Source organism: Alishewanella sp. BS5-314 (assembly GCF_025377695.1).
GTDB lineage: Bacteria > Pseudomonadota > Gammaproteobacteria > Enterobacterales > Alteromonadaceae > Alishewanella > Alishewanella aestuarii.
The window spans coordinates 657,714-684,161 of sequence record NZ_JACEHJ010000002.1 but is presented as its reverse complement, the minus strand read 5'-3'; the positions used below and the strand labels follow the sequence as shown (position 1 = coordinate 684,161).

The 26,448-nt window shown below is 52.9% G+C and carries 24 protein-coding genes; 10 read left to right on the top strand and 14 right to left on the bottom strand.

Annotated features, from left to right (window positions below; all coding sequences use genetic code 11):
• Positions 1–7 precede the first annotated feature (7 nt).
• The 4 genes from H1D31_RS07710 to H1D31_RS07695 all read right to left on the bottom strand — a co-directional run bounded on the left by H1D31_RS07710 (position 8) and on the right by H1D31_RS07695 (position 4,601).
• Positions 8–2,029 (bottom strand): bifunctional metallophosphatase/5'-nucleotidase, encoded by a 2,022-nt coding sequence (locus tag H1D31_RS07710; RefSeq protein ID WP_261257470.1) that lies wholly within the window; start codon positions 2,027–2,029, stop codon positions 8–10.
• 68 nt (positions 2,030–2,097) lie between these two features.
• Entirely contained in the window at positions 2,098–2,514 is a 417-nt protein-coding gene (locus H1D31_RS07705) for an HIT family protein (protein WP_261257469.1), read from the bottom strand.
• Positions 2,515–2,612: 98 nt separating this feature from the next.
• Positions 2,613–3,464, bottom strand: a complete 852-nt coding sequence (gene fghA / locus H1D31_RS07700) for an S-formylglutathione hydrolase (protein ID WP_314732994.1) — start codon at positions 3,462–3,464, stop codon at positions 2,613–2,615.
• A gap of 18 nt (positions 3,465–3,482) precedes the next feature.
• Positions 3,483–4,601: an S-(hydroxymethyl)glutathione dehydrogenase/class III alcohol dehydrogenase gene (locus H1D31_RS07695; protein ID WP_008610400.1), complete on the bottom strand. Its 1,119-nt coding sequence runs from the start codon at positions 4,599–4,601 to the stop codon at positions 3,483–3,485.
• A gap of 124 nt (positions 4,602–4,725) precedes the next feature.
• Between H1D31_RS07695 and H1D31_RS07690 the strand changes: the two genes are divergently transcribed.
• From H1D31_RS07690 to H1D31_RS07665, 6 genes are all read left to right on the top strand, one after another.
• A complete protein-coding gene (locus H1D31_RS07690; protein ID WP_261257467.1) occupies positions 4,726–5,598 on the top strand; it encodes a LysR family transcriptional regulator in 873 nt (290 codons plus the stop codon).
• A gap of 118 nt (positions 5,599–5,716) precedes the next feature.
• Entirely contained in the window at positions 5,717–6,031 is a 315-nt protein-coding gene (locus tag H1D31_RS07685; protein WP_065954720.1) for a YbjQ family protein, read from the top strand.
• A gap of 2 nt (positions 6,032–6,033) precedes the next feature.
• Positions 6,034–6,543, top strand: a complete 510-nt coding sequence (locus tag H1D31_RS07680) for a YbjQ family protein (protein WP_261257466.1) — start codon at positions 6,034–6,036, stop codon at positions 6,541–6,543.
• Between the two features lie 9 nt (positions 6,544–6,552).
• On the top strand, positions 6,553–7,419 hold the full coding sequence (locus tag H1D31_RS07675; RefSeq protein WP_261257464.1) for a M48 family metallopeptidase: 867 nt from the start codon (positions 6,553–6,555) through the stop codon (positions 7,417–7,419).
• A gap of 435 nt (positions 7,420–7,854) precedes the next feature.
• Positions 7,855–8,922, top strand: a complete 1,068-nt coding sequence (locus H1D31_RS07670; RefSeq protein ID WP_261257462.1) for an efflux RND transporter periplasmic adaptor subunit — start codon at positions 7,855–7,857, stop codon at positions 8,920–8,922.
• Positions 8,919–11,981 carry an efflux RND transporter permease subunit gene (locus H1D31_RS07665; protein ID WP_261257459.1) on the top strand — a complete coding sequence of 1,021 codons (3,063 nt, stop codon included), beginning with the start codon at positions 8,919–8,921 and terminating at the stop codon, positions 11,979–11,981. Before H1D31_RS07670 ends, H1D31_RS07665 begins: the two co-directional genes overlap by 4 nt.
• 55 nt (positions 11,982–12,036) lie before the next feature.
• Here H1D31_RS07665 and H1D31_RS07660 read toward each other — a convergent pair whose 3' ends face one another.
• From H1D31_RS07660 to seqA, 9 genes are all read right to left on the bottom strand, one after another.
• Positions 12,037–12,519: an energy transducer TonB gene (locus tag H1D31_RS07660; protein ID WP_261257457.1), complete on the bottom strand. Its 483-nt coding sequence runs from the start codon at positions 12,517–12,519 to the stop codon at positions 12,037–12,039.
• A 160-nt stretch (positions 12,520–12,679) separates the two neighbouring features.
• Positions 12,680–14,269: a dihydrolipoyllysine-residue acetyltransferase gene (locus H1D31_RS07655; protein ID WP_261257456.1), complete on the bottom strand. Its 1,590-nt coding sequence runs from the start codon at positions 14,267–14,269 to the stop codon at positions 12,680–12,682.
• 10 nt (positions 14,270–14,279) lie between these two features.
• Positions 14,280–15,257: an alpha-ketoacid dehydrogenase subunit beta gene (locus H1D31_RS07650; protein ID WP_008983370.1), complete on the bottom strand. Its 978-nt coding sequence runs from the start codon at positions 15,255–15,257 to the stop codon at positions 14,280–14,282.
• A complete protein-coding gene (locus H1D31_RS07645) occupies positions 15,257–16,441 on the bottom strand; it encodes a thiamine pyrophosphate-dependent dehydrogenase E1 component subunit alpha (RefSeq protein WP_008983369.1) in 1,185 nt (394 codons plus the stop codon). The genes H1D31_RS07650 and H1D31_RS07645 overlap by 1 nt, the downstream gene beginning before the upstream one ends.
• A 211-nt stretch (positions 16,442–16,652) precedes the next feature.
• Complete coding sequence (astE, locus tag H1D31_RS07640) at positions 16,653–17,690, bottom strand: succinylglutamate desuccinylase (RefSeq protein WP_261257452.1); 1,038 nt, start codon at positions 17,688–17,690, stop codon at positions 16,653–16,655.
• Positions 17,691–17,791: 101 nt separating this feature from the next.
• Entirely contained in the window at positions 17,792–18,655 is an 864-nt protein-coding gene (locus tag H1D31_RS07635) for an ABC transporter substrate-binding protein (protein WP_261257451.1), read from the bottom strand.
• Positions 18,656–18,800: 145 nt separating this feature from the next.
• Positions 18,801–21,284, bottom strand: coding sequence for a glycogen/starch/alpha-glucan phosphorylase (locus H1D31_RS07630; protein WP_261257448.1), 2,484 nt, complete (start codon positions 21,282–21,284; stop codon positions 18,801–18,803).
• A gap of 206 nt (positions 21,285–21,490) precedes the next feature.
• Positions 21,491–23,140 carry a phosphoglucomutase (alpha-D-glucose-1,6-bisphosphate-dependent) gene (gene pgm / locus H1D31_RS07625; protein ID WP_008951955.1) on the bottom strand — a complete coding sequence of 550 codons (1,650 nt, stop codon included), beginning with the start codon at positions 23,138–23,140 and terminating at the stop codon, positions 21,491–21,493.
• Positions 23,141–23,171: 31 nt separating this feature from the next.
• Positions 23,172–23,708 (bottom strand): replication initiation negative regulator SeqA, encoded by a 537-nt coding sequence (gene seqA, locus H1D31_RS07620; protein WP_008951954.1) that lies wholly within the window; start codon positions 23,706–23,708, stop codon positions 23,172–23,174.
• A gap of 147 nt (positions 23,709–23,855) precedes the next feature.
• Between seqA and H1D31_RS07615 the strand changes: the two genes are divergently transcribed.
• The 4 genes from H1D31_RS07615 (at position 23,856) to fldA (ending at position 25,706) form a co-directional block, all read left to right on the top strand.
• Positions 23,856–24,617, top strand: coding sequence for an alpha/beta fold hydrolase (locus H1D31_RS07615; protein ID WP_261257443.1), 762 nt, complete (start codon positions 23,856–23,858; stop codon positions 24,615–24,617).
• A 63-nt stretch (positions 24,618–24,680) separates the two neighbouring features.
• On the top strand, positions 24,681–24,878 hold the full coding sequence (locus H1D31_RS07610; RefSeq protein WP_008951952.1) for a DUF2788 domain-containing protein: 198 nt from the start codon (positions 24,681–24,683) through the stop codon (positions 24,876–24,878).
• 11 nt (positions 24,879–24,889) lie between these two features.
• Entirely contained in the window at positions 24,890–25,162 is a 273-nt protein-coding gene (gene ybfE / locus H1D31_RS07605; RefSeq protein WP_008610375.1) for a LexA regulated protein, read from the top strand.
• Between the two features lie 13 nt (positions 25,163–25,175).
• Positions 25,176–25,706, top strand: a complete 531-nt coding sequence (fldA, locus tag H1D31_RS07600; protein WP_057788991.1) for a flavodoxin FldA — start codon at positions 25,176–25,178, stop codon at positions 25,704–25,706.
• Positions 25,707–25,759: 53 nt separating this feature from the next.
• On the opposite strand, the gene H1D31_RS07595 is transcribed toward fldA, so the two are convergent.
• Positions 25,760–26,248, bottom strand: a complete 489-nt coding sequence (locus H1D31_RS07595; protein WP_065956296.1) for a DUF4442 domain-containing protein — start codon at positions 26,246–26,248, stop codon at positions 25,760–25,762.
• Positions 26,249–26,448: the final 200 nt, after the last annotated feature.

Genomic DNA, 26,448 nt, shown 5'->3' with positions numbered 1-26,448 from the left:
TGGATAACTAGCGATACAGGGTTACGGTGGCGGGTCTGGTCCGCTGCCATAAGTCTGGTTGCGCCTGCAGGTGCATAATCACCGCCTGTGCTGCCGTTTTGCAATCCACTTCGGGTTCACCGCACGGCAACTGCGCCAACCCCTGATACACCGGGGTAAAGGCTGGCTGGCCACGGCTATCCAGGCTGGCCGTGACCCGCTCGACCACAAAAGCTTTCGGCTGACCGTTCAGCAAAATAATATCGCGTCTGTCTGTCTGCTTCGCCTGGGCTTGCTGTAATTGCTGCCAGCCATCATTGCCGTTGGCCAGATAATTGGTCGTTACCAGCCGGTACTCGCGCTGTGGATCCAATGCCTGCCAGCTTTGGTCCTGCCAAACCTCCACCGCTACGCTGGCGCTGTAATCATCCTCCTGCCGGGCCACATAGCGCAGGCCACTGCCATAGGGAAATTTACCGGCATGGGCGCCAGGCGGTAGCGTGGCACTGATGGTTTGCTGCAACAGCGCTAACAAATCCGCCCCGGAGACAGTTAGCACGCTCAGCGGTGTATCAAAGGGTAATACTTCAAGCCGGATATGCCCTTCATAAATAGTACCGGCCTCAAGATGACTACGGATATTGCCCGCGCCAATTAAACTAAGCTGCACCGGCCCGGCAACCAGAGCCTGCACCGCCGGGGTATTGACATAGTTCAGCATGGCATCGGCAATATGCCCGGCGAGCTCAGAGCCATGCTGGTCGCTGCCACCTGTGCCCGGTAAGCGCACATGGGCAATGCTGCGTTCAGTACGGCTGATAGCCGTGCCATAGGCTTGTTGTACCGCCGGTAAATAAACCGTATCCAATACTTCGCGCAGCAGCGGATCTTCATCGACTATAGCCGTATTGGCCAGCTGCTGTACCTGCTGTAAGGTGCGGCTTAACGCCGGTCCCGTGAGTTTTGCGTCAGCACGGCGCAAGGCGGAAGGGTAATAATCACGCCCGGCCAACAGGGTATTTTGTCCCTGACAAGCGGTAATCTGGCCCGCCAGGTTAAAACTTACGGTCAGAGCGCCAATCGCCTGTGCATACTGCCCAGCCTGCACCACACAGGTTACGCCCTGGCCATCCGGATTGGGCACCTGTTGGGCATAAGGTGGTTGCTGCCCCAGATACCAGTGCCGGAAATCCCCCAATAATGAATGCGAATGGCCACCGACAATCACATCAATTCCATTGACCCAGGTAGCCAGATTCAGATCGCGCTGATGCCCTAAATGCGTTAGCGCGATAATATGCGGCACCCCCAGCGCCGTCAGATGATCGACGGTTTGCTGTGCCGCGGTAATTTCGGCGCTAAATTCCAGGGCGCCGGTATCCGGTACCATGGTACGCATATCTTCCAGTGCCACACCAAAGATCGCCAGCAAGCGCGCCCCTTCAGCCTGCCCGACCGCAGCGATTGGCTGCCAGCGCTCGCCCTGCTGCCGGTAGAGCTGATACGGTTTAAGGTTAGTCACTCCGGCCAGTAAGGGTTCGGCCCGGGTATCGACATTCGCTGCCAACAGCGGAAAATTAATTTCACTGGCAAATTGCGCCAGCTTAGGCAGACCAATATCAAATTCATGATTGCCCAGTGCCATCGCATCCAGCTGCATCCGGTTTAAAATATCGATATTGATCTGATGCTCAAACAGCTCGAAATAGGCACTGCCTTTAAAGGCATCGCCACCGTGCAAAAATAATGAGGGGGTGCCCGCCGCCTGCGCTTGTTGCTGTAACTGCCTGGCTTTCGTCAGTAACCGCGGATGGCCGCCAATAAAGGTGTAAAGCGCCTCACCCGGCGCCAATTCGACCTTGGCCGGCGAGGGATCAAATTGCGAGTGGGTATCATTAATATGGATAATCGCCAGCTGCCAGTCAGCGTCAGTGCTACCTGCAACATTGATGGCTGCATCATGGACGGCAGTATCTGGGCCGGCAGGTCGGGTGCAGGCAGTTAGTCCAACAATTAATAATAAGCCAAACGTGAGGCGAGCAGTCAACATAGCACTACCTTTAGCAGAACAGCGGGAAGATAACCGCCCGGGCAACTGCCGGGCAGGTGTCATGCGGATTATTGTAACACAGCGGCTAACTGCTCACCGATAGCCTTGATTTGTGCCATATCACCCTGCTCGGCGCCATGCGCTTTTAGCGTACTGAGGTGTGCCGGGATTAAATGAAAATGCAGGTGTGGTACGGTTTGGCCGGCTTCAGAGCCATTAAGTTGCATCAGCACCACACCTTTGGCAGCTAACACCTGCTGTTGTGCCGCCATCACCTTCTGCACCGCCGCTAACAGTGGCTGAGCATATTCCAGCGGTAAGTCTGCCAGCGTTACCGCTGCGTACTTGGGTATCACCAGCGCATGACCGGTTGCCTGCGGCATAATATCCATAAAGGCCAGGCTGTGGTCATCTTCGTAGATCTTAAAACACGGCAAGTCGCCGCGCAGAATTTTGGCAAACACATTATCCGGGTTATAGCTCATCTCGGGCTCCATCAGCAGAAGGGATCTCGCGTAAACGGAAATTATGCCAGCAAGTCCGCTAAAGAGCAGCAATTAGTTATCTTCTGCTCTTTAGCACGTTATGCCGCTAATAACCCCAGATAACGGGCGTGAAAGCGCAAATGCTGTTCAATAAAGCTGGCAATAAAATAATAGCTGTGGTCATAGCCTGGCTGCAGCCGGATCTCAGCCTGCGCCCCGCTTTGCTTTGCTGCGGCAAGCAGGGTTTCCGTGCGTAGCTGCTCAGGATAAAACTGATCTGCCAGTCCCTGATCCACCAAAATAGGCAGATCACTGCCCTGCTGTGCCAGTAACAGAGCCGCATCATATTGCTGCCAACGGTTAGGATCCGCACCCAGATAGCCAGTCAGCGCCTTGATCCCCCAAGGGCAGGCGCTGGAATGACAGATCGGTGAAAAGGCAGAAATGCTGCGATAGCGACTGCTGTTGCGCAGGCCGATCACCAAGGCACCATGGCCGCCCATCGAATGACCACTGATTGCCCGCTGTGACGTCAGTGGCAGCTCCGCTTCCAGCAAAGCCGGCAATTCCTGCACAATATAGTCATACATCTGATAATGCTTAGCGTATGGCTCCTCGGTGGCGTTGACATAAAAGCCGGCACCCAGCCCAAAGTCATAGCTACCTTGTGGATCATCCGCTACCCCTTCTCCACGTGGGCTGGTATCCGGGATCACCAGCGCCAGACCAAGCTCGGCCGCGATACGCTGGGCTCCGGCCTTACTGGCAAAGTTTTCATCGGTGCAGGTTAACCCCGATAACCAGTACAGCGCCGGTACGCGCTGACTGGCCGCCTGCGGCGGCAGATACACTGAGAACTGCATCTCGCAATGCAGTACCGCCGACTGATGTTTAAAGCGCAGTTGACGACCGTCAAAACAACGCTGTTCACTGATCTGATTCAGACTCATCTTTGCCCCAATTGACTATCAGAAGTGAATAACAGTACGGATCGACTTACCTTCATGCATCAGATCGAAGGCTTTGTTAATGTCCTCAAGCGGCATGGTATGGGTAATAAAGGTATCCAATTCAAACTCACCATTCAGATAGCGGTCAACATAGCCCGGTAGCTCACTACGGCCTTTCACGCCACCAAAGGCCGTACCGCGCCAGACACGGCCGGTAACCAGCTGAAATGGCCGGGTTGAAATTTCCTGACCCGCACCGGCGACACCGATAATAATCGACTCGCCCCAGCCCTTATGACAACACTCCAGCGCCGAACGCATCACATTAACATTACCGATGCACTCAAAGGAGAAATCGACGCCGCCATCTGTCATCTCGACAATCACTTCCTGGATTGGCTTGTCATATTTCTTCGGGTTCACTACATCGGTGGCACCGAGTTTTTTCGCGATATCAAATTTATCTTCGTTAATATCGATGGCAATAATGCGGCCGGCTTTGGCCATCACCGAAGCAATCACCGCCGATAAGCCGATGCCGCCCAGCCCAAAGATCGCCACCGTATCACCCGGCTTGACCTTAGCAGTATTAAATACCGCGCCCATGCCGGTGGTAACACCACAGCCGAGTAAACAGACTTTCTCTAACGGGGCTTCTTTATTAATTTTTGCCAGCGAAATTTCCGGCAATACGGTGTACTCTGAGAAGGTCGAGGTGCCCATATAGTGATAAATCGGCTTGCCGTCTTTCGAGAAACGGCTGGTGCCATCCGGCATCAGGCCCTTGCCCTGCGTGGCACGGATCGCCTGGCAGAGGTTGGTTTTACCCGATAAACAGAACTTACATTTGCCACATTCCGGGGTATACAGCGGGATCACATGGTCGCCAACAGCAACCGAGGTCACGCCCTCGCCAACCGCCTCGACAATACCGCCGCCCTCATGGCCCAGGATCACCGGAAAAATACCTTCCGGATCCTCACCCGACAACGTAAAGGCATCGGTATGGCAGACACCACTGGCAACGATCCGCACCAGCACCTCGCCTTTTTGTGGCGGCATTAAATCCACTTCTTCAATCGACAAAGGTTGGCCTGGGCCCCAGGCCACAGCTGCGCGGGTTTTGATCATTTGCATCGTTAAGTCCTTGGTGTGTTTACGCGAAAGCAATACTGACACTATAGCGCAGTTAGGATTTTTTCCATATACGGCAGAATAACGCTAAAATACAAAGCAGTTTTGCATAAACGTAATAATCAAGATGAGTGAATGGCAAGGGATCAGTGAATTCGTGGCGGTGGCGGAACAGCAAAGCTTTACTAAGGCAGCACGCCAACTTGGCCTGTCGGTGGCCCAGGTTAGCCGCAATATAGCCGCGCTGGAGCAACAACTGGCGTTAAAACTGCTATACCGCTCTACCCGCAGCGTCAGCCTGACGGCAGAAGGCTTGCTGTATTTACAACATTGCCGGCATTTAGTCAGCAGTCTGGCCGAAGCCAACCGCGCCATGGCCAATCTTACGGCGTCGCCACGCGGCCTGCTAAAGGTAACGGCCCCCGTGTTCTACGGAGAAACCCGACTCTCCCCGCTACTCCATCGCTTTTTACAGCGTTACCCTGAACTTGAACTGGAACTGGTGCTCACCAACGATAAGCTTGATCTGGTGCAAGGCGGCTTTGATCTGGCGCTACGGCTCGGGCAGTTAACCGACTCCAGTCTGATTGCGCGGCGACTGGCCAGCCGGCGCCAGTATCTGGTTGCTGCGCCAGCCTATCTGGCCGCCCAGGGCACGCCAGAGTCGTTAGCAGAGCTGGATCAGCATCAGTGCCTGATAGGTACCGTCAATATCTGGCGCTTTGCCGAACAACAGAAAGCCGTATCGTATCGTCCGCGCGGCCGGCTGCAGTGTAATAGTGGTTTAGCATTAAAAGATGCCGCCCTCTGTGGCCTCGGGCTGGCGCAGCTACCGGATTACTATATCAGTGACGAGCTGGCAAATGGCAGCCTGGTTGAAGTGTTAGGGGCCTACCGCCAGCCGGATGACGGCATCTGGGCGCTGTATCCGCAAAACCGCCATCTGTCGGCCAAGGTACGGCAGTTGGTCGATTATCTGGCTGTTGCGCTAAGCACTTAAACTCCGGCAACTGGCAACGAGCAACTACTCAGAAAAAGTGTAAAAAATTATGTCGATCGCTGCTATTTGCCCTCCTGCAGCGTAAGATGGTCTGACACAGTAAATTAGGGATAATCCGATGTATATGACCAATATTGAAACCGTGCCTGGCAAAACCATTCTTGATTGTTATGGCGTAGTGTCTGGCAGTACGGTGCGTGCCAAGCATGTTGGCCGCGATATTATGGCTGGTATTAAAAATGTGTTTGGTGGCGAGCTGCGCGGCTATACTGAGCTTCTAAACGAGTCACGTGATGAAGCGATCAAGCGCATGCAGGCGCAAGCCGCAGAGCTGGGTGCCAATGCGATCATCAATGTGCGGTTTTCTACCTCCTCCATCGCCGCTGGCGCAGCTGAAATTTACGTTTACGGCACTGCAGTGCGGGTTGGCTGACGATGCTACCATTACTGACTTTTCTGACACTACTGCTGCTCGGCTATCTGTCCGGTCAGTGGCTGGAGCGGCGCCATTACCGCAGTATTATTGAGCGGGAACAGCAGCTACAAAACCTGCCACACAGCAACAGTCGTGACTTGCTGCTGCCGATGCAAGACATTACGCGGGTCGAATTGCTTGCCGGCAGTGTGGTGATTTCAATTGACTACTTTAAGCGCGTTGTTGCCATCCTGCGCAGCCTAGTTGGCGGCCCGGTGGCCAGCTATGAAACCCTGATTGATCGTGCCAGACGGGAAGCCATACTGCGTTTAAAACAACAATGTCCGGATGCCTGTCAACTGATTAATATCCGGATTGAAACCTCGGCTATCCATAATGCCGCTGGCAATGGTATAGGTTCGGTTGAGCTCCTGGCCTATGGCACTGCCATCTATGGTCGCGTCCAAACAGCCACTACCGCCGCCACCGCATCGGTATTAGCTGCGTCGCAGCAATCGATAACACATTAAGGCTGCCAGATGGCCTATCAGCCGCGCCTGCCCAAAACCAATGTTAACGTCAGCCGCCAGCGCCCGCTGGCTGATTTGCTGCTGATCGGCTCCGCCCTGACACTGTTGCTGCTATTACTCTACTGGTTACTGGGCCTGGCGGTAGATAAAGCCATTTCCCAGCTTGATCCCAAGCTGGAATATCAATGGTTTGGGCAATGGCAGCAACACAGTGCATCATCGCCCGTGCAGCAGCAATTACAGCAACTAAGCGATCAGCTACAGCAATGCACTGCCCTGGCCTATCCGGTACGCGTCAGTTATCTTGACCAGCCACTGATTAATGCCGGTGTTTTACCAGGTGGCAGCATGTTGGTATATCGGGGCTTACTGACGCAACTGCACACCGAGAATGCCCTGGCCTTTGTGCTGGCCCATGAGCTGGCACATCTGGAACAACGCGATCATTTACGGGGCCTGGGCCGCGGCCTGGTGCTGGCCGTGCTAAGCGCTACCCTTACCGGTAATGCGAATGCCGGCCAGATCTTTCTACCCGCCACTGAACTTGGCATGGCGCGCCACTCGCAGCAGCGGGAACTGGCCGCCGATGCCAGGGCGCTGGCGATTTTACATTGTCATTATGGTCATATCGGCGGCGCAGAGCGTTTTTTTCAAACACTGGCGGCCAGCGACAACAGCCAGCTACCGGACTGGTTTGCCAGCCACCCGGCGCTGCAGAAACGGCTCACCGCGTTACAGACCGAACAGCAGCGCCACGGCTACCCGGTACAAGCTGAACAGCCGCTGCCAGAGGTGTTACAACAACGCAGTGTAGTAGAGAATGCCGCAGAGAATTCAGCAGAGCCGGCACAACAAAAGGCAAAAAAGCCGCAATAAGATGCGAAAAACTGATCTGGCTTAATCACTGCACCCTGCCGTGCGGTTATGCTTGCAACACTGAGCAAAGCTATATCGCTTGCAGCCGCTGATATGCGCTGTGCTTTGCTGTTTTTTGTTAGTTGTGCAGTTTTATTTTGGATTTTATTTGGGCGTGTTGACGTTTGCTGCTTAGATTTTGTTCGCACTGGCGGCGCTTTGATCGCGAAACGAGGAGCGCAGTTTAGTTATTCTAAATAAGTGACGAGTGACAAAGAGCAAAGCGTCGCCAGCGCGAACCCTTCGGGCAGCGTTTGGCTGGCGTTTCTACTGCGTTATCGCTTGTTCATGTAGAATAACTACACATCACAAGCTCTGCCTTGTATAAACACCAGCCAAACGGCTGCAAAATCAAGCAGCAAACGTTAACACGCCCTAAGCCAATAAGGATAGAATATGCCACGCCTGACGCCCGTTAAGATTGCTATTGTCGTTAGCCTGCTGTTTCTGCTGTGGTTGGCGCTGGGGAATCACTACCGTAGTCAATCCGAAGCCCCGCCAATCACAACGGAGCAGCAGGCGACAGGCTTTAGCGTACAAACCCGGCTCTCGCAAGCTAAAGACTATCCGGCACAGCTGCAGCTACAAGGCCAGCTTGCCGCCTGGCATCAGCTGGAGGTCAAAGCCCAAATCAGCGGCAAGGTTGAGCGCATTCTGGTTGAGCAAGGCGCAGCAGTCAGCCGCGGCAGCACGCTATTACAACTGAGTGATGAGGGCCGGCACAGCCGGCTGCAGCAAGCTAAGGCGCTGTTGGCGCTACGCCAGAGCGAACTGCAAAGCGCGACAGCGTTAAAGCAACGACAATTTGTCTCTGAAACCGAACTTGCACGGTTAACCAACGAATTACGCCTGGCCGAAACCGCTCTCACCGATGCCCAACTGGCGGTACAACATCAAAGCCCGGTTGCACCCTTTGACGGCGTACTGGGACGACGTCTGATCGAGCCCGGCGCGCTGGTACAGCCTGGCCAAAGTCTGTTTCAGCTGTTAGATATCGTAAAATTGCGCGCCAGCGCCCAGGTACCGCAACAGCAAGTCAGCGAACTGGCTCTGGGACAAGCCGTCATTATCACCTTATTGGATGGCCGCCAGCTATCAGGCGAGCTCAGCTTTATCAGCCCGGCAGCTGATGTCGCCACCCGCAGCTATTATATCGAGGCCAGCATCGCTAATCCCGAACAGCTGCCTTTGGCCGGTGCCAGTGCCACCTTGCAGATCAGCCTCTCGGCGCGCCAGGCGCATGCACTGTCCCCGGCGCTGTTAAAACTGGATCCGCAAGGCCGGCTTGGCGTCTATACGGTAGAGCAAAGTCGTGTCGCCTTTTATCCGGTGCAGCTGCTAAGTGCCGACAATCAGTTGGCCTGGGTCAGTGGCCTGGCAACAGAGGTTGAGTTGATCACGCTGGGCGCCGGCTTTGTCGAGGTTGGGCAACAGGTCAGTGTGGTGCGCGAGGCCACGCCATGAGAAGCCTGATCGCTGCCGCTATTCAACGCAGCCGTGCCAGCCTGATGCTGCTACTGTTTTTATTTATTGCCGGTATCAGTGCCTATCTTGTGATCCCGAAAGAAGCCAACCCCGATGTCGCCATCCCAATGATGTATGTGTCGATGTCACTGGACGGCATCAGTCCGGAAGACGGTGAGCGGTTGCTGGTCCGGCCGATGGAGCACGAGTTGCGCTCACTGGAGGGCATTAAGAAAATGACCTCGGTCGCCAGTGAGGGCCATGCCTCGGTGATGCTGGAGTTTGATGCCGGCTTTAATGCCGATAAGGCGCTGGCCGATGTCCGGGTGAAAGTGGACGCTGCGCGCGCTAAACTGCCAGCCGAAGCAAAGGAACCCACCGTTAACGAGATTAACGTGGCGCTGTTTCCGGTATTATCCATAGGTCTGTCCGGCCCGGTTCCGGAGTCGGTGCTGGTAGGGATCGCCCGGCGCTTAAAGGAACAAATTGAAGCCATCCCGGAAATTCTGGAGGTAGATATTGGTGGCGATCGGGAAGATGTGCTGGAGATCATCGTCGATCCGCAAGTGTTGCAAAGCTATGGCCTGGATTATCAGCAGCTGTTTCGTTTGGTATCGAATAATAACCGTCTGGTTGCCGCCGGCAGTTTAGACACCGGTGCCGGCCGGATGGCCATTAAAGTGCCGGGTATTATCGAAGATCTGAATGATGTGCTGTCGATCCCGATCAAAGTCAGTGGCGATACTGTGCTCACCTTTGCCGATGTCGCTACCGTTAATGCAGGCTTTAAAGATCCGCTTAGTTTCGCCCGCATTAATGGTCAGCCGGCCCTGGTACTGGAAGTGAAAAAGCGCAGTGGCGCGAATATTATCTCAGCCATTGAGCAAACCAAGGCCTTGCTGGCACAGGCAGAGCGCCAGTTTCCGCCCGGAATGCAGATTGATTACATTATGGATCAGTCAAAAGACGTCAAAGAGATGTTATCTGACTTATTGAATAATGTGCTGACCGCGGTGGTGCTGGTGTTAATTTTGATCCTCGCCACCATGGGCATGCGCTCGGCGCTACTGGTTGGCATTACCATCCCGGGTGCATTTTTTGCCGGGATCCTGCTGATTTGGCTGCTCGGCTTTACGATGAATATTATCGTGCTGTTCTCGCTGATCCTGGTAGCCGGCATGCTGGTGGATGGCGCCATCGTAGTCAGTGAGCTGGCTGATCGCCATATTCAGGACGGCCAGACACCAAAAGACGCCTGGCTTAATGCCGCCGATCGGATGAGCTGGCCCATTATTGCGTCTACCTTTACCACGCTGGCCGTGTTTGTACCGCTGCTATTCTGGCCCGGTATTGTCGGCCAGTTTATGTTGTATTTACCCGCGACCGTGATCCTCTGTTTGCTGGCGTCACTGGCCATGGCATTGGTATTTTTACCGGTAATGGGCGCCGCCAGCCATAAAGCGCCCCAGCGCGCGCCCGCGCCAAACCGCGCCAGCCGCTATACCCTGCTCTATCGCCGCATCCTCGGCCGCTTGATCCAACGCCCGTTGTTAACACTCTGCGCAGCCTTAAGCGGCGTGGTGCTGATCTATCTGGCCTATGGCAAATTTAACCACGGCCTGGAGTTTTTCCCCTCCGTCGAGCCGGAGTCGGCACAGGTATGGGTGCGGGCCCGCGGCGATCTGTCAATTTATGAAAAAGATGTCATCCTGCGTCAGGTCGAACAACGCTTACTCGGCATGCCGGAAGTCAAAGCCCTCTATGCCCGCAGTCTGGCTGCTGCCAGTGGCGAGCTGACCGCGGATGTGATTGGTACTATCCAGTTTCAGTTTATCGACTGGCACCAGCGCCGCCGCGCTGCGGTGATCCTGGATGAGATGCGCGAGCGCACCGCTGACCTGCCCGGCCTGGTCCTGGCATTTCGCCAGCAACAGGAAGGCCCGGCCGGTGGCAAGCCGATAGAGCTGCAAGTTAGTGCCGAAGACAGCAGCCAGATTGACGCTGCTGTCAACCAGATCCTGGCCCGGATGCAGCAACTTGGTGGCTTTATCGATATTGAAGATGACCGCAGTTTACCTGGTATTGAATGGCGGCTAACCGTTGATCGTGCCGAAGCCGCCCGTTTTGGCGCCGATGTGCTGACAGTAGGTAATGCGATCCAACTGGTCAGCAACGGCCTGCTGCTGGCGAAGTTTCGCCCGGAGTATGCCAGTGATGAAGTGGATATTCGGGTGCGCTTTCCGGCAAACTGGCGCTCGTTAGCCCAGCTTGAGCGTTTAACCGTAGAAACACCGCGCGGTCAGGTACCACTCACCAACTTCGTTAGCTTAGAACCCGGCGAGAAAACCAGTGTGATCCGACGGATTGACAGTAACCGCGCCGTCACCATTAAAAGCGATCTGGCTGACGGCTATCAGGTGGCCGAGCGGCTATCGGCGCTGCGTGCCAGTGATTTATCTCTGCCTGAGGGGGTTATGATCAAAACTGCCGGTGAAGATGCCGATCAGCAGGAAGCGATGAACTTTTTAATCAGCGCCTTCTTTATTGCAATATTTTTAATGCTGATGATTTTACTGGTGCAATTTAATAGCTGGTATCAAACGCTGCTGATCCTGTCGGCTATCGTGCTCTCCACGGCGGGTGTCTTGCTGGGATTACTGATTAATGCCCAGCCCTTTGGTATCGTCATGGTGGGGATGGGGATTATCGGGCTGGCCGGTATCGTGGTAAATAATAATATCGTATTGATTGATACCTATAACCAACTGCGGCAACAAGGGCTAAACAGTATCGAGGCCGCGCTGGAAACAGGCACCTTGCGCTTACGCCCGGTATTACTAACCTCAGTTACCACTGTGCTGGGTTTAATGCCGATGGTGCTGGCGGTCAATGTTAATTTGCTGGAGCCAAGTTTGGGCTTTGGTGCGCCCTCCACCATGTGGTGGACGCAATTATCCAGTGCCATCGCCGGCGGTTTAACCTTTGCCACCTTACTGACGCTGTTTTTAACCCCTGCGTTACTGGTACTGGGCGATAAGGTTTTAAAACGGCAGTATTAAGTTTATTGGGGCTGAAAACCTTTGGGGCAGCGCCGAGGCCGCCCCTATAACAGCGTTAGCGGCGAACCAGTACCCGAAGGCCCACCACTGGCAGCAGATCGTCGCCGCGACACTGGGTGCGGGCATTGAGTTGCTCTGCAGCACAGCGCCCTTCGCCGTTTTCCAGGCAGAATTCAAAGCGGGTTTGTAATTTTACCGGCTCAGTCAATAAGCCGGCTGGCAATTGCTGCCATTGCCACTTTAGGATCGCCGCCTTGGCTTCACGGGCAAAAAAGCGACTACTAAAATCACGGCTGACAATATCGTGCAGCTGATAATCCGGTGTGACTACATATTCAATGGTGGCACAGCCTTCACCACCGGCTTTCGCCTCCTCTATCGGATATAACGGTTCGACGCGCGGTAAGGCACTAAAAGGGCCTGTAGCATGCGGTTGGCTGCTAACTGGCAGACTGGCAAAACGGCTATCCGGGCTGGGTGTGGTTTGGCAAGCGCTAAGCGTTATCGCTGCACAAAGCAGCAAGCAAAGTTGTTTCATCTTTATTCCTTTAAGGACGGGAGAGTTGTAGTAAAAAATCAAAACGAATTAAGACCTTATCTTAAAGCCTTAAAAGATTCAACCTGAAATTAACCTCACCGTTACCAACATAAAAAAGCCCCGCAATGCGGGGCCTGTTCTGCAGCCGTGATCAGGTCTGTTAACGCAGCGACAGTAACATACTGCTTGGCTGCTCCAGATATTGCTTCCACAGATTGGTAAAGCGGGCAATGGTGCCACCATCAATAATACGGTGATCACCAGACCAGCTCACCTGCATCAGCTGCCGCGCTACAACCTGGCCGTTGGCAGCAAAACGTGGTAAGGCTTGTACCTTACCCAGCGCCACGATCGCCACTTCCGGCTTATTGATAATGGGTGTTGCGACAGTACCACCAATAGCACCGATATTACTGATGGTAATGGTGCCGCCTTTCAGATCGGCCGGACTGACCCGTCCTTCGCGCGCGGCATCGGTTAAGCGGGTCAGCTCGGCAGCAATTTCCAGAATGGACTTTTGCTCACAGCCTTTGACATTAGGTACCAACAAGCCAATTTTCGAGTCCACCGCGACCCCAATATTATGGGCGCTAAAATAGGTCAGTTCAGTACAGTCGGCATTCGGCTGACTGTTCATCACCGGGAACTCGTTAATCGCCAGCGACAACGCCTTCATAAAGAACGGCATCATCGTCAGCTTCACCCCCTGTTTGGCATACTGATCTTTAAGTTGTAGCCGCAGCGCGATCAGATCGGTTAAGTCAATTTCTTCGCAGTACGTAAAGTGCGGAATGCTTGATACGGACTCGGCCATTTGCCGTGCCATCGCCGCTTTAATGCCACGAATAGGTTCAACCCGGTTCTCAGCACTGCTAACGACAGCTGTGCTCGCTGCGGCGACCGGTTTAGCGGCCGGCGTACTAACAGCGGCAACAGGAGTGCCTTGGGCAAAGGCGCGCACATCCTCTTTATAAACCCGGCCTTTATCGCCCGAGCCTGGCACCAGTTGTAAATCAACACCCAGCTCACGGGCCAGACGGCGCACGGCCGGGCTGGCTAAGGCTTTGCTGCCTTTCGCCGCTGCACTATGACTGACAGCAGGTCTTGCGGCAGTAGTGACGGTAGCGCTGTTTACTGAGCTAACTGCTGGCGCGGCTACCTGGGCTGCCGCAACAGTCGCCGTTGCTTCACCCTGGCGGCGAATCGCAAACAGCGGTGCATGCACCTTGGCAATATCGCCCTTGGCATAGTACAGCTTACTGACCACACCGGCATATTTGGCCGGGATTTGCACCAGCGCTTTGTCGGTCATCACATCACAGACCGGCTGATCTTCTGCGATGGTATCGCCTTCCGCAACCAGCCAGTCAACGATTTCACACTCTACAATACCTTCACCGATATCCGGCAGGATAAAGTCTTCAGTAATTTCGCTATTCGCACTGACTGCAGCGACCGGCGCAGCGACAGCTGTGGTGTTGCTGGTAGTAGCTTGCGGGGCTGCAGCGCCGCCAGCCACTTCCATCTCAAATAATGGCGCATGTACCTTAGCAATATCGCCTTTGGCGTAATACAGCTTGCTGACCACGCCATCATACACCGCCGGAATTTGCACCAGCGCTTTGTCGGTCATCACATCACAAACCGGCTGATCTTCTTTAATCACATCGCCTTCTTTGACCAACCACTCGACGATTTCGCACTCGACGATACCTTCACCGATATCCGGCAGAATAAAATCCTGTTTCATCGAAAACTCCTTAGAAATTAACCGAGCGCATAATGGCTTCGAAAGTTTTCAGATGATCGGCCACATATTCTTTTTCCAGTGCCAACGGGTACGGTGTATCTAAACCACAAACCCGCTCGATCGGGCTTTCCAGATGAAGGAAACACATTTTCTGAATCGTGGCGGCAATTTCACCGGCGAAGCCACCGGTTAACGGCGCTTCATGGTTAATCACCAGACGACCGGTTTTCTTCACTGATGCCGCAACGGTATCGGCATCCCAAGGCAGAATACTGCGCAGGTCAATCACTTCGCACGATACGCCCTGCTCAGCCGCCATTTCTACCGCCTTTTGCACGATTTCCATCTGTGCGCCCCAGGCTAGCACAGTCACATCCTTACCCTGTTGCAGCACTTCAGCCTTACCGATGGGCAGCTCGTAATACTCTTCCGGCACTTCGCCAACAGAGGCTCGGTACAGTTTCTTCGGTTCAAAGAAAATCACCGGATCCGGACAGGCAATAGACGCCAGCAGCAAACCTTTGGCCTGATAGGGGTCACGCGGTACTACGATTTTCAGGCCCGGCGTATGGGCAAAATAGGCTTCTGGGCTCTGGCTGTGGTAATGACCACCGGCAATACCGCCACCATAAGGGGTGCGGAATACTAAGCCACCGACATTAAATTCATTACCCGAGCGGTAACGGAACTTGGCTGTTTCGTTGACGATCTGGTCAAAAGCCGGGAAGATATAGTCAGCGAACTGGATCTCAGCCACCGGCTTCATCCCCTGCGCCGCCATACCATTGGCAAAGCCGGCAATGCCCTGCTCAGTCAGCGGCGTATTAAAGCAGCGGGCCTTGCCATATTTTTCCTGCAGCTTGCTGGTGGCACGAAACACGCCGCCGAAATGGCCGACGTCTTCACCAAAGCAGACTACGCCATCGTCTTTGGCCATCGCCAGATCCAGCGCATTATTAATGGCCTGTAACATATTCATTTTTGCCATTAGTCGAGTCTCCCGGCAGTAATAGGATAAGCATCCGGATATTTGCGGATATGTGCTTTTAGTTCATCCAGTTGTTGTTGCAAAGCCGGGATAGGCTCAGCGTAGACATCAGAGATCAGGTGTTCAATACCAGGCTTGGCGACTTTCTCTGCCACCTTTAACGCGTCCAGGATATCGGCTCGCAGCTGCTCAGTTTTGGCATTATCGGCAGCTTCATCCAGCCAGCCTTGCTTTAGCAACCAGGCTTTAAAGCGGGCGATCGGATCGTTTTTACGCCACAGCGCTTCTTCTTCTTTGGAGCGGTAACCGCTCGGGTCATCTGATGAGGAGTGTGCCCCTAAGCGGTAAGCCATCGACTCCAGTAATACCGGCTCGTTGTGCTTCAGCGCATAGTCACGGGCCATTTTAGTGGCCTGATACACCGCCAGAATATCAGCACCGTCCACGCGAATGGCTTTCATACCATAACCGACAGCGCGGCAGGCAATGCCGTCACCGACAAACTGCTCATTGGCCGGCGTCGAAATGGCATAGCCGTTATTGCGGCAGAAAAACAGCACCGGCGCCTTATGCACCGCGGCCATATTTAAACCGGCATGGAAGTCGCCCTCAGAGGCGGCGCCTTCACCGAAGTAGCACAGCGTCAGCGCATCCAGGCCGCGCAGCTTCTGGGCATAGGCATAACCCGAGGCCTGCGGAATTTGCGTGCCCAGTGGCGACGAAATGGTCATATAGTTAATGGCGTTTGAGCCATAGTGCACCGGCATTTGCCGGCCTTTACCCAGATCTTTCTCATTCGAGAACAACTGGTTCATAAATTGTTCCAGCGTAAAACCGCGATAGCGCAAGGCGCCCTGCTCCCGGTATTGCGCCATAATCATATCTTGATCGCTCAGTGCGGCAGCACTGCCGACCGTGGTCGCTTCTTCCCCTAAACACTGCATGTAGAAGCTGATCCGGCCCTGGCGCTGTGCGGCCAGCATCCGCTCATCCAACACCCGGATAAACACCATGGTGTCGTACATCTTTAATGCGGTGTCTTTATCTAACTCTGGCGCTGTTGCCCCGTCATACAGACTGCCATCGTCTTGCAGGATCCTTAAGGTAGGTATTTTTAACGCATCACTGGCAGTGAACTCCGCGCGGTGCACCGTGGTAATGGTGGCGTTATTTGGATTAGTCATAAGGAGTCTCTTGGTTGTTTTTTATAGATTATAGTCGCGTCCGACACGTCGTGGCGCAGGTATCACACCGCAGACATTCCGGTTTTAACTTAAATTTTTGCGCCGAACTTTACCTTTACGTAAACTGCATTGCAACCGCCGGCGGGCATAAAAAAACCTGAGCAGCAACCAAGCTGTCAGGTTATATTTACTCAGTGTCTGCTTTTCGCCACTAAATCAGCTGGCCGCTGACATCTTTGGGTACCACCATCAGCATCGCCCGTTGCCCGATCGCCACCTTAGCATTGGGGAAGATAATGGCCTCACCTTCACGTTCGACCCGGTATTCCAAATCGCCATCCGTTGCCAGCAAGGATCCCAGCGGATAACTGGTAAAGTTTTCCACATCATCGGCAAAATGCAGTTTAAAATCCTGGGTTTGCTTATTAATACTGCGATACACCTCGTACAGCTGAAAATCGGCTTGCCTGAACTCGCTAAACGGCGGCAAGGTCCCGCTAACCAGCGCCCGTAACGTCTGCTCGGCTTTGGCAAAGCGCCGCATATCATTTTCACCAAAGGGACGCACCTTACCCAGCTCAACGGTAAAGGCATCGGCACCATGGCTATTAGAGGCATAATAACTAAAGGTACTGGCCGGGGTTTGCATCAGCAATACCGTGCTGACTTCACAGGCTGCCAGTAACTGAAATTGAGCTTTTTTCCAGGGTTTACCGTGCAGGAATGGACAAACAGCAAATTTTTCAAAGCGCGAGCCGCGAATAGCGGTATGCAGATCATAGAGCGCGCGCTCGCGGCCCTCACCGCCCAGCTGATAAAAGCGGCTGACATAATTTTCTAATGCCTGCGCCCGGCGCCGCTCGGCATTAATCAGCCCTGCGCCCTTGCTATGATGGCCGGAGAACAAGCGGTTTAAGTTCTCTTCAATCTCCCGCGTGCCGTTATTGATCGCCGCCGGATTACCAAATAATACCAGTAACCGCTCGCTCAGCTGTAGCTTACCAAGCAACACATCCCGCACCAGTGCGGCGCAGATTTCAATCGGTGCCGTTTCATTACCATGAATGCCGCAACTGAGTACGATATCCTGCTGTCCACTTTGCTCAGGTTCAAAATAAATGACGCCGGTATCCCAGATTTCAACCTGAGTACCATTGTCGAGGCTAAAGTGCGCCGGCGATAACCCATCGGGGTTTGCCAGGGTTAGTGCTAAAAAATCACCATCTTGTTTAAGTTGTTGTGCTGGCATATGACTTCTCTGTTAACTGCTGTACGGCAAACTACGCAGCCGGATGTTACCCTGTAAGCCGCAGCACGCCAAGTCGCATCGTGCTGAATATTCGCTGTTGGCTAAGGCTGAGCGCTGGGTACCTGATATTCGGGTCGCGCTAACTGGCGCTGGTTAAACTGCTGATAAGCCTCAGACTGCTCACCCGCCCATAAGTTTAATACCTCGATAAATTCCGGATCCTGACGCACCTGCGGCATTACGCCGTTAATCATCTGAACCACCTGCTGCCCCCAGTCACTGCGGGCACAGCCGATCGCGCCGGGAATATGGTCTTGTTGTTGCTCCAGAATTGGCAAACTGCTCAAGGCGCCTTGCTGAGTGCGGTTAAAGTAATTGGCGACAATAGGATAATCGAGGGTGTAGTCCAGCCGGTCAGCCTGGATCATCTGCAAAATAGCAATCACGCCACCGGTGCCAGGCCGGGCCAGAAAAGGCGGGTACTGATCCAGCAAAGGTTGTAATTCGGCGTAGCGGCGACCCGCCGGGTAGCCCAGACGATACTGCCGTTGCTGCAACAAGCGCTCAAAGGCGACCGGGCTGCCGAAACGGCTGCTGAGTTCAAGTGCCATGCCAGGCTTGCTCAGTAAGCGATAAGGCTCGTAGATATGAGTGGGTAGCGTAAAATTGGCCAGTTGGTCGTGGGCACCGCGGAAAATCATACAGGGAAAACACAGATTGATCTGATCACCGAGTGCCTGTGCGATCCGCGGCTGTGGCATCACCCAAACGGAGGCCTCCACTCCCGGTAAAGCGCGATGCACCGCCGCAATCAACGCATCGCAAATGCCTTTATTCTGATAAGGACCCGCCACAATATGGAAAGGTGGCGCATCATTGATCGCCCACTGAATACGGCTGGGTGCCGCTGCCAGGCTCGCGCCAGCCAGCAACAACAGCATGCTGATCACAATACCACGCACCATATTGCAGCCCGGGAAAAAGGTTGAAAATCAGCATATAACATCTGCTGCAATAAAAAAAGGCAGCCAGAAACGCTGCCTTTTTACAAAGTCTGATTTGTAGCCGGTGGTCAGCTGTTCACGCCACCGGCTCAAACCTTTGCAGGAACTAGTTTTTAATCCGGCACGGCTTTAACTGCCACACCCGCTCCACATAGTCTTCAATGGAACGATCTGAGGTAAACTTACCGACTGAAGCGGTATTCAGAATGGCCTTTTCTGCCCACAGCGCCTTATCGCGGTACCAGGTATCCACTTTTTGCTGCGCCGCCAGGTAGGATTCAAAGTCGGCCAGCACCAGATAAGGGTCACCGCCTTCCAGTAAACTGCGTTTAATCGCCACCAGTTCGCCCGGTTTACCTGGCGTAAAATAATCGGTTTCCAGCCAGTCCAGAATGGCTTTCAGCTCCGGATTATTATGGTAATAATCGTAACTGTTATAGCCGCTCTCATATAAGGCTTTCACTTCATCAACTGTTAAACCGAAGATCGCGATATTATCCGCACCAACTTCTTCAGCGATTTCAATATTGGCGCCATCCAGGGTACCGACAGTAATAGCACCGTTTAACGCCAGCTTCATATTACCGGTACCTGAGGCCTCTTTACCGGCGGTGGAGATCTGCTCCGAGACATCCGCGGCTGGGATCATCTTCTCAGCTAAGCTCACCCGGTAGTTTGGCATAAACACCACTTTAATGCGGTTTTTCACCCGCTTATCGTGGTTGATCTTATCGGCGACCTTGTTAATCGCATAGATAATCTCTTTTGCCAGCTTATAGCCCGGTGCCGCCTTAGCACCAAACAGGAACACCCGTGGCACCATATCGTAATCCGGGTTTTGCAGAATACGCCGGTACAACGCCAGGATATGCAGCAGGTTCAGGTGCTGCCGTTTGTATTCATGCAGGCGTTTGATCTGCACATCAAACAGCGCCGCCGGATCCACTTCAATCCGGGTCAGCTTTTTAATTTCCCGCGCCAGATCGGCTTTGTTCTGCTGCTTAATCGCCATAAAGTTATCCTGCAATGCAGGATCTTTAGCAAAGTCAGCCAGCTTATGCAGCTTTTTCAGATCCGTTGGCCAATCGTCACCCACCTTGGCATCCAGCAAGGTAGCCAGCCTTGGGTTACAGGCTTTTAACCAGCGCCGCGGTGTTACACCGTTAGTAACGTTAGTAAATTTATCCGGCCACAGCGCCACCATTTCCGGGAACAGATCGGATTTCACCAGCTTGGAGTGAATTTCTGCAACCCCGTTCACCTTAAAGGAGCCCACCACCGACAAATGCCCCATCCGCACCATCTGCTCATGGCCTTCTTCGATAATCGACAGCTTGCGCTTCTTCGCATCGTCACCCGGCCAGCGCATTTCTACCTGCTCAAGCAGGAAGCGGCGGTTAATTTCATAAATAATTTCGATATGCCGCGGCAGCACTTTTTCAAATAAGCGCAGTGGCCATTTTTCCAGTGCTTCTGGCAATAAGGTATGGTTAGTGTAGGCAAATACCTGCTGACAAATCGCCCAGGCGTCATCCCATGCCATTTCAGCACGGTCAACCAGAATCCGCATCAGCTCCGGGATCGCTACCGCCGGGTGGGTATCGTTTAATTGAATGACCACCTGCTTGCCAAAGTGGCTCCAGTCATCGCCATGGCGACGCTTATAGCGGCGGATAATGTCTTTTAACGAGCAGGAGCAGAAGAAATACTGCTGAATAAGACGCAGCTCTTTACCGGCATCGGTCTCATCGTTCGGGTACAGTACCTTAGAGATATTTTCCGCTTCCACGTTTTCCCGCGCCGCATCAATATAACCGCCGGAGTTAAACACGTCCCAGTTAAAGAAATCAGAGGCGCGGCTTTCCCACAAGCGCAATACATTTACCGCACTGCCATCATAGCCGACAATAGGAATATCCCACGGCACACCCTTAATGATCCGGCCCGGGTGCCAGACTTTTTTCATCTGGCCCTGTAAGTCAAATACGGTTTCGACATAGCCATACACGGCAATTTCCTGCACCGATTCCGGGCGACAAATTTCCCACGGGTTACCGTACTCACGCCAGCTATCCGGACGCTCGATCTGCCGGCCATCCTGGAAGCTCTGCTGGAACAAGCCGTTTTCATAGTGAATGCCATAACCCACGGCCGGGTAATTTAACGTCGCCAGTGATTCGATAAAGCAGGCTGCCAGACGACCCAGGCCGCCGTTACCCAGCGCCATGTCCTCTTCCTGCTGCTCCAGATCGGCAATATCCAGCCCCAGTTCAGCCAGTGCCTGTTTGGCGTTCTGATAAATCCCGAGGTTATGCAGGTTATTGCTAAACATCCGGCCCATCAGGTACTCGAGGCTAAAATAGTGCAGCGCCCGGGTATCTTGCTCATAATGAGTGCGTTGGGTATTGCGCAGGCCATCGAAAACCTGCTCGTTTACCGCGGCGCAGGTAGCGCGCCACCAGGCCTGATGGCTGGCTTTATTAACGTCAGTGCCAAGCGTGGAGTGTAAGTGTTTGATAATACTTTCTTTAAGCTGCTCAGTGGCAGTGTTGGCAGCGTTCGCTGCCTTAGCTGTAGAGGTCTTTTTCATTGCCAGTCCCAAATGTGTTCCGCACAGACAGCGATGTTACACAGTTATAATTGTAGAAAAATTACAAAAACAATACCGCAAAATCGCACTTTTGGCAAAGACTACCCGCCATTTCGTAAGTTAATTACATAATTAAACATCAAAGCACTGTAGGCAACCAAGGGGATAGGCGTAGCTAACCCCTTGCTAACACTGATGTTTTAGCTTCAGCTATTGGCAAAAGCCGCCGCGACAAAGGCCTTGGCGTCCTGCTCTAACTGTTCCAGATGAGCCTGATCGACAAAGCTCTCCAGATAGATTTTATAGGCATTTTCTGTGCCAGACGGACGGGCGGCAAACCAACCGTTTTTGGTGACAACCTTAACACCGCCGATGCCGGCATTATTACCGGGCGCCTTGGTCAGTACTGCCGTAATGGCATCGCCGGCTAAGCTGGTGGCCTTAACACTGCCGACATCCAGATTTTTCAGCGCGGCTTTCTGGGCCGCAGACGCCGGTGCATCCAGACGCCGATACAGCGGTGAACCCAACTTACGAGTTAACGCCTGATACTGCAGATAAGGATCGACACCGGTTTTTGCCAGCATTTCGGCAGCCAGTAAACCCAGAATAAAGCCATCTTTATCAGTCGACCAAACAGTACCGTTATGGCGCAGGAAACTGGCGCCGGCACTTTCTTCGCCACCAAAGGCGATCTCGCCTTTATGTAAGCCATCGACAAACCACTTAAAGCCGACTGGTACTTCGCTCAGTACCCGGCCCTGCGCCGCAACCACGCGGTCAATCAGCGCACTGGAGACCAGGGTTTTACCAATAGCCAGCTCAGCGCCCCACTGTGGCCGGTTGGCGAGCAGATAGTTAATAGCAACGGCCAGATAATGATTCGGGTTCATCAGACCGCCACTGCGGGTCACAATGCCATGGCGGTCAAAATCCGGATCATTGCCAATGGCAATATCAAATTGATCTTTCAGTTGTATTAAACCGGCCATTGCGTGCGCTGACGAGCAATCCATGCGGATTTTGCCGTCTTTATCCAGCGACATAAAACTAAAAGACGGATCCACCTTATTATTGACCACGGTGATATTCAGACCATAGCGCTCAGCGATGCGCGGCCAGTACGCAATACCCGAACCGCCCATCGGATCGACGGCAATACGGATGCCGGCTTTAGCAATGGCCGCCATATCAATCACGTTTTCTAAGTCATCAACATAGTGCTGAATATAATCAATGTGCTGACAATAGCCGGACTGAATCGCCAGTGCATAAGGCATCATCCGCACGCCTTCCAGATCCTTGGCTAACAGCTCATTGGCGCGTTTTTCAATCCAATCGGTGACATCAGTATCAGCCGGACCACCATGCGGCGGGTTGTATTTAATACCACCGTCCTCCGGTGGATTATGCGAAGGCGTAATCACGATACCGTCGGCCAGTTGGCTGCTTTCACCGTCGTTGTGGGTCAGGATAGCGTGGGAAATGACGGGTGTCGGGGTATAGCCTAAGTCTTTCTGGATGCAGACCTGAATTTTATTGGCAATCAGCACTTCCAGTGCGCTGGCAAAGGCCGCTTCTGACAAGGCATGGGTATCTTTACCCAAAAATAATGGCCCGGTAATGCCCTGCTTTTTCCGATACTCGGCAATCGCCTGACAAACAGCCAGTACGTGTGGCTCATTAAAGGTGTGCTGCAAGGCGCTGCCGCGATGGCCGGAGGTGCCAAAACTGACTTTATGCTCCGGATGTTGATGCACATCGGGCTCCAGTACATAGTAAGCCGTCATCAACCGGCAGATATTCGGAATAAGTTCGTTTGGAACCGGCTGACCTGCCAGCGGATGTAATGACATGGGCACTTCCTTTTTTGCGTAATTCAGTTAATCAGAGTAAGTCGCGGATACGCTCAGCGTCTTCAGCACTATAGCCAAGTTTTATGGCAGTTTCAGTTAGCATCATTTTTTTCCGGGTCGTATTAGAGTTGGTGATCACCCAGAAGTTAGTATTAGGAATTTGCTTCGGGTTAGTGCTGCTGCCCGCTTCGTTTAACGCCTCGGCCGAGGTACCAAAATACAGGCGGTTGCGACCTTTAATCTCCAGCACCTTGGCAAAATCTTTTTTGTGCACCCGCGCCAAAACCGAGAGCAGGTATAAAAAGCGGCCAACGATATTCTGTTCGGTTTGTAAATCCTGTGGTGTCACCAGATCAAAAATATTACCGGCTTTGGCGCTGGTCACTGGCTCGGCCTGAGCTGCAGCTGCGGGCTCAGTGCTGACTGCAGCGGCAGACGCTGTCACACCGGCTTTCAACGGTGCGCCAGGCAATAAACGACGCAGGATATCTGAGGCACTTTCGCCGATACGCTGGGTCTGCCCCGCGATAAACTGATAGAGATCGTCGTCAATTTCAATGGTTTTCATAGTGTTAATCCGTTACCTCAAATTGGCCTGATTATATACCCAAAGCAGCAAAAGATGCGAGTTTCCGCCGGCGCCTGACGCAGGGCCGATGTTTTGCTAGAATAGCCCGCTAATGCAATCACTCTATCAGCCAAAAGAGTAGCGGTTATGATGCTAAATTATCAACTCAGCGGTCAGGGACCGCTGGTGGTGCTGATCCACGGCCTGTTCGGCAGCTTTGAAAATCTGGGTGTCATTGCCCGCGCCTTACAGGATGAGTTTCAGGTACTGAATATCGATGTGCGTAACCATGGCCGTTCGCCACAGAGTAGCGACATGAGTTATCCGTTACTGGCCGCTGATCTGGCAGAAACGCTGGACAGTCTGGCACTAACGCCCTTTGCACTGCTTGGCCATTCAATGGGTGGCAAAATTGCCATGCAATATGCGCTGCAAAACACGACTAAACCACAGCGCCTAATTCTGGCCGATATCGCCCCGGTCGGTTATCCGCCACGGCATAACAGTATCTTCGCCGGGCTGAACAGCCTTGATTTAAGTACGCTAAATAGTCGGGCCGAAGCCGATCAGCTGCTGGCAGCCTATATCAACGAAGCCGGCGTGCGACAGTTTCTATTAAAAAGTCTGGATAAAACCGAGACCGGCTTTCGCTGGCGTTTTAATCTTGCTGCCTTAAGTACGCATTATCAGGCGTTAATTGGTGCCCCACTGGCGGAGGGCGTGTTTGACGGCCCGACACTCTTTATTAAAGGCGGCAACTCAGATTACATCTTAGCTGAGCACAGACCCACTATTCTGGCACATTTTCCGGCGGCACAGGCTAAGGTGATCGAAGGCACCGGTCACTGGTTACATGCTGAGAAACCCGCTGCTTTTAATAAAATTGTACGCGATTTTTTATTGAGCTAGCGCAGAAAAAAGCGGGCCAGTTGTGCTATAGTGCGCGCACTTTTTTCGGGACGACCAATACGCATGAATGTAGAGCAGTTTGAAAGCATTGGCTTATGGCTGGGTCTGGGTGCCCTGTACATCTTTATCGTACTGGCGATCCGCGATGTACTGAAGAAAAGTCAGGCACCGAAAATGGGGCAATTTTTTGTCTGGCTGGTGCTATTTTTATCACCGCTGGTCTTTATCGTGAAAAGTGTAATGCAGTATTTTTTCGAATAAGAGGCGACGTCATGGCGAAAATAGCCACCGATCGCACCACCATTGATTTATTTGCGCTGGACAAGCGCCCCGGCAGACCGAAAACTAACCCCCTGCCGCGGGAAGAACAGTTAAAACTGAACAAGCGCAACCAAATCAAGCGCGATCGCGTAAAGGGGTTAAAGCGTATCGAATGCAAGGTGTCAGAGCAGCTGTGTGACAAACTCGATCAGGCAGCGGCTTTGGCCAAGATGACACGCAGTAATTTTATTGAACATCTGTTAGAACAGGCTTTGGCCAGGTAAGAAGGCGTTAACTATGGCAACAGTGGGTATTTTTTTTGGTAGCGATACCGGTAACACCGAACATATCGCCAAAATGATCCAGAAAGAGCTGGGTAAAAACTTAATCGACATTCGTGATATCGCGAAAAGCAGCAAAGAAGATATTGCAAGCTTCGATCTGTTGCTGCTCGGGATCCCAACCTGGTACTACGGCGAAGCCCAATGTGACTGGGATGATTTCTTCCCGGAATTGGAAAATATCGACTTTAATAACAAACTGGTCGCGATTTTTGGCTGTGGCGATCAGGAAGACTACGCTGAGTATTTCCTGGATGCGATGGGCACCTTGCGTGATATTATCGAGCCGAAGGGCGCCATTATTGTCGGCCATTGGCCAACTGCCGGCTATAACTTTGTTGCCTCAAAAGCACTGGTCGATGACAACCACTTTATTGGCCTGGGTATCGATGAAGATCGCCAGCCGGAGCTGACCGAGCAACGGGTTAAGCAATGGTGTAAGCAGATTTATGATGAAATGAGCCTGGCGGAATTTGCCAAGCTGTAAGCTGCCGTTTTAGCAGCCGCTTACAGCAGAAAAAGCCGGTTCGCCGGCTTTTTTTATGCCTTAGTTGCTGACTCGGTTGCGCGATACTTTGGCTTTTTCCGGATATAGACGGTGCGATTGACTTCGCATACCACCTGGTTATTAGTATCTTTAATATGCACCAGAAACTGCGGAAAAAACTTCTCGCCGCCGTCGGTCTCACGTTTAACCTGCTCCACCATCTCATCCGACAGCCAGAACTCAGCGGTTAAACGGCTATAACCCGGTTTGATATAGTTGATATCGGCCTGTTTGTCCCACACCAGATATTCTTTACCCAGGGCGCCCATTAGCAGCAACGGATAAATCGGATCGGTCATCGCAAACATCGAACCGCCGAACTGGCTACTATTAATATTGCGGGTCCAGGGCCGTGATTTCAGCTCGACCCGGCAATAGCGGTAGTCGCTGCTCAGCTCCGCTACCTTAATGCCACTGAAAAAAAACGGTGGCCAGAAATTCAGTAAATGGCGCATCACGCCCGGTTTAAATGCCCAACGCATAAATCACTCTCTGGTATGACCTGTGGAGTGCATTCTACCCGGCTTTTCGATTTCAGCAAGTTTGGTAACGCCTATCACGACAAATCAGCAGCAGTGACTCAACTAAACAGCTGTAAAACCAAGCAGTATGCGTCCAGATGTTCAACTAAAAATAGAAAAGGGATAAAGCAATTGAATATAAAACTAATCTCTTTATAATC

Coding starts and splice junctions, on each gene's coding strand:
- H1D31_RS07670 (WP_261257462.1), top strand. CDS start 7,855: ATGCCACGCCTGACGCCCGTTAAGATTGCTATTGTCGTTAGCCTGCTG.
- H1D31_RS07645 (WP_008983369.1), bottom strand. CDS start 16,441: ATGACTAATCCAAATAACGCCACCATTACCACGGTGCACCGCGCGGAG.
- H1D31_RS07675 (WP_261257464.1), top strand. CDS start 6,553: ATGGCCTATCAGCCGCGCCTGCCCAAAACCAATGTTAACGTCAGCCGC.
- H1D31_RS07680 (WP_261257466.1), top strand. CDS start 6,034: ATGCTACCATTACTGACTTTTCTGACACTACTGCTGCTCGGCTATCTG.
- fldA (WP_057788991.1), top strand. CDS start 25,176: ATGGCAACAGTGGGTATTTTTTTTGGTAGCGATACCGGTAACACCGAA.
- astE (WP_261257452.1), bottom strand. CDS start 17,690: ATGCCAGCACAACAACTTAAACAAGATGGTGATTTTTTAGCACTAACC.
- H1D31_RS07690 (WP_261257467.1), top strand. CDS start 4,726: ATGAGTGAATGGCAAGGGATCAGTGAATTCGTGGCGGTGGCGGAACAG.
- H1D31_RS07685 (WP_065954720.1), top strand. CDS start 5,717: ATGTATATGACCAATATTGAAACCGTGCCTGGCAAAACCATTCTTGAT.
- H1D31_RS07665 (WP_261257459.1), top strand. CDS start 8,919: ATGAGAAGCCTGATCGCTGCCGCTATTCAACGCAGCCGTGCCAGCCTG.
- H1D31_RS07630 (WP_261257448.1), bottom strand. CDS start 21,284: ATGAAAAAGACCTCTACAGCTAAGGCAGCGAACGCTGCCAACACTGCC.
- ybfE (WP_008610375.1), top strand. CDS start 24,890: ATGGCGAAAATAGCCACCGATCGCACCACCATTGATTTATTTGCGCTG.
- H1D31_RS07655 (WP_261257456.1), bottom strand. CDS start 14,269: ATGAAACAGGATTTTATTCTGCCGGATATCGGTGAAGGTATCGTCGAG.
- H1D31_RS07595 (WP_065956296.1), bottom strand. CDS start 26,248: ATGCGTTGGGCATTTAAACCGGGCGTGATGCGCCATTTACTGAATTTC.
- pgm (WP_008951955.1), bottom strand. CDS start 23,140: ATGTCATTACATCCGCTGGCAGGTCAGCCGGTTCCAAACGAACTTATT.
- fghA (WP_314732994.1), bottom strand. CDS start 3,464: ATGAGTCTGAATCAGATCAGTGAACAGCGTTGTTTTGACGGTCGTCAA.
- H1D31_RS07695 (WP_008610400.1), bottom strand. CDS start 4,601: ATGCAAATGATCAAAACCCGCGCAGCTGTGGCCTGGGGCCCAGGCCAA.
- seqA (WP_008951954.1), bottom strand. CDS start 23,708: ATGAAAACCATTGAAATTGACGACGATCTCTATCAGTTTATCGCGGGG.
- H1D31_RS07615 (WP_261257443.1), top strand. CDS start 23,856: ATGATGCTAAATTATCAACTCAGCGGTCAGGGACCGCTGGTGGTGCTG.
- H1D31_RS07710 (WP_261257470.1), bottom strand. CDS start 2,029: ATGTTGACTGCTCGCCTCACGTTTGGCTTATTATTAATTGTTGGACTA.
- H1D31_RS07705 (WP_261257469.1), bottom strand. CDS start 2,514: ATGAGCTATAACCCGGATAATGTGTTTGCCAAAATTCTGCGCGGCGAC.
- H1D31_RS07660 (WP_261257457.1), bottom strand. CDS start 12,519: ATGAAACAACTTTGCTTGCTGCTTTGTGCAGCGATAACGCTTAGCGCT.
- H1D31_RS07635 (WP_261257451.1), bottom strand. CDS start 18,655: ATGGTGCGTGGTATTGTGATCAGCATGCTGTTGTTGCTGGCTGGCGCG.
- H1D31_RS07610 (WP_008951952.1), top strand. CDS start 24,681: ATGAATGTAGAGCAGTTTGAAAGCATTGGCTTATGGCTGGGTCTGGGT.
- H1D31_RS07650 (WP_008983370.1), bottom strand. CDS start 15,257: ATGGCAAAAATGAATATGTTACAGGCCATTAATAATGCGCTGGATCTG.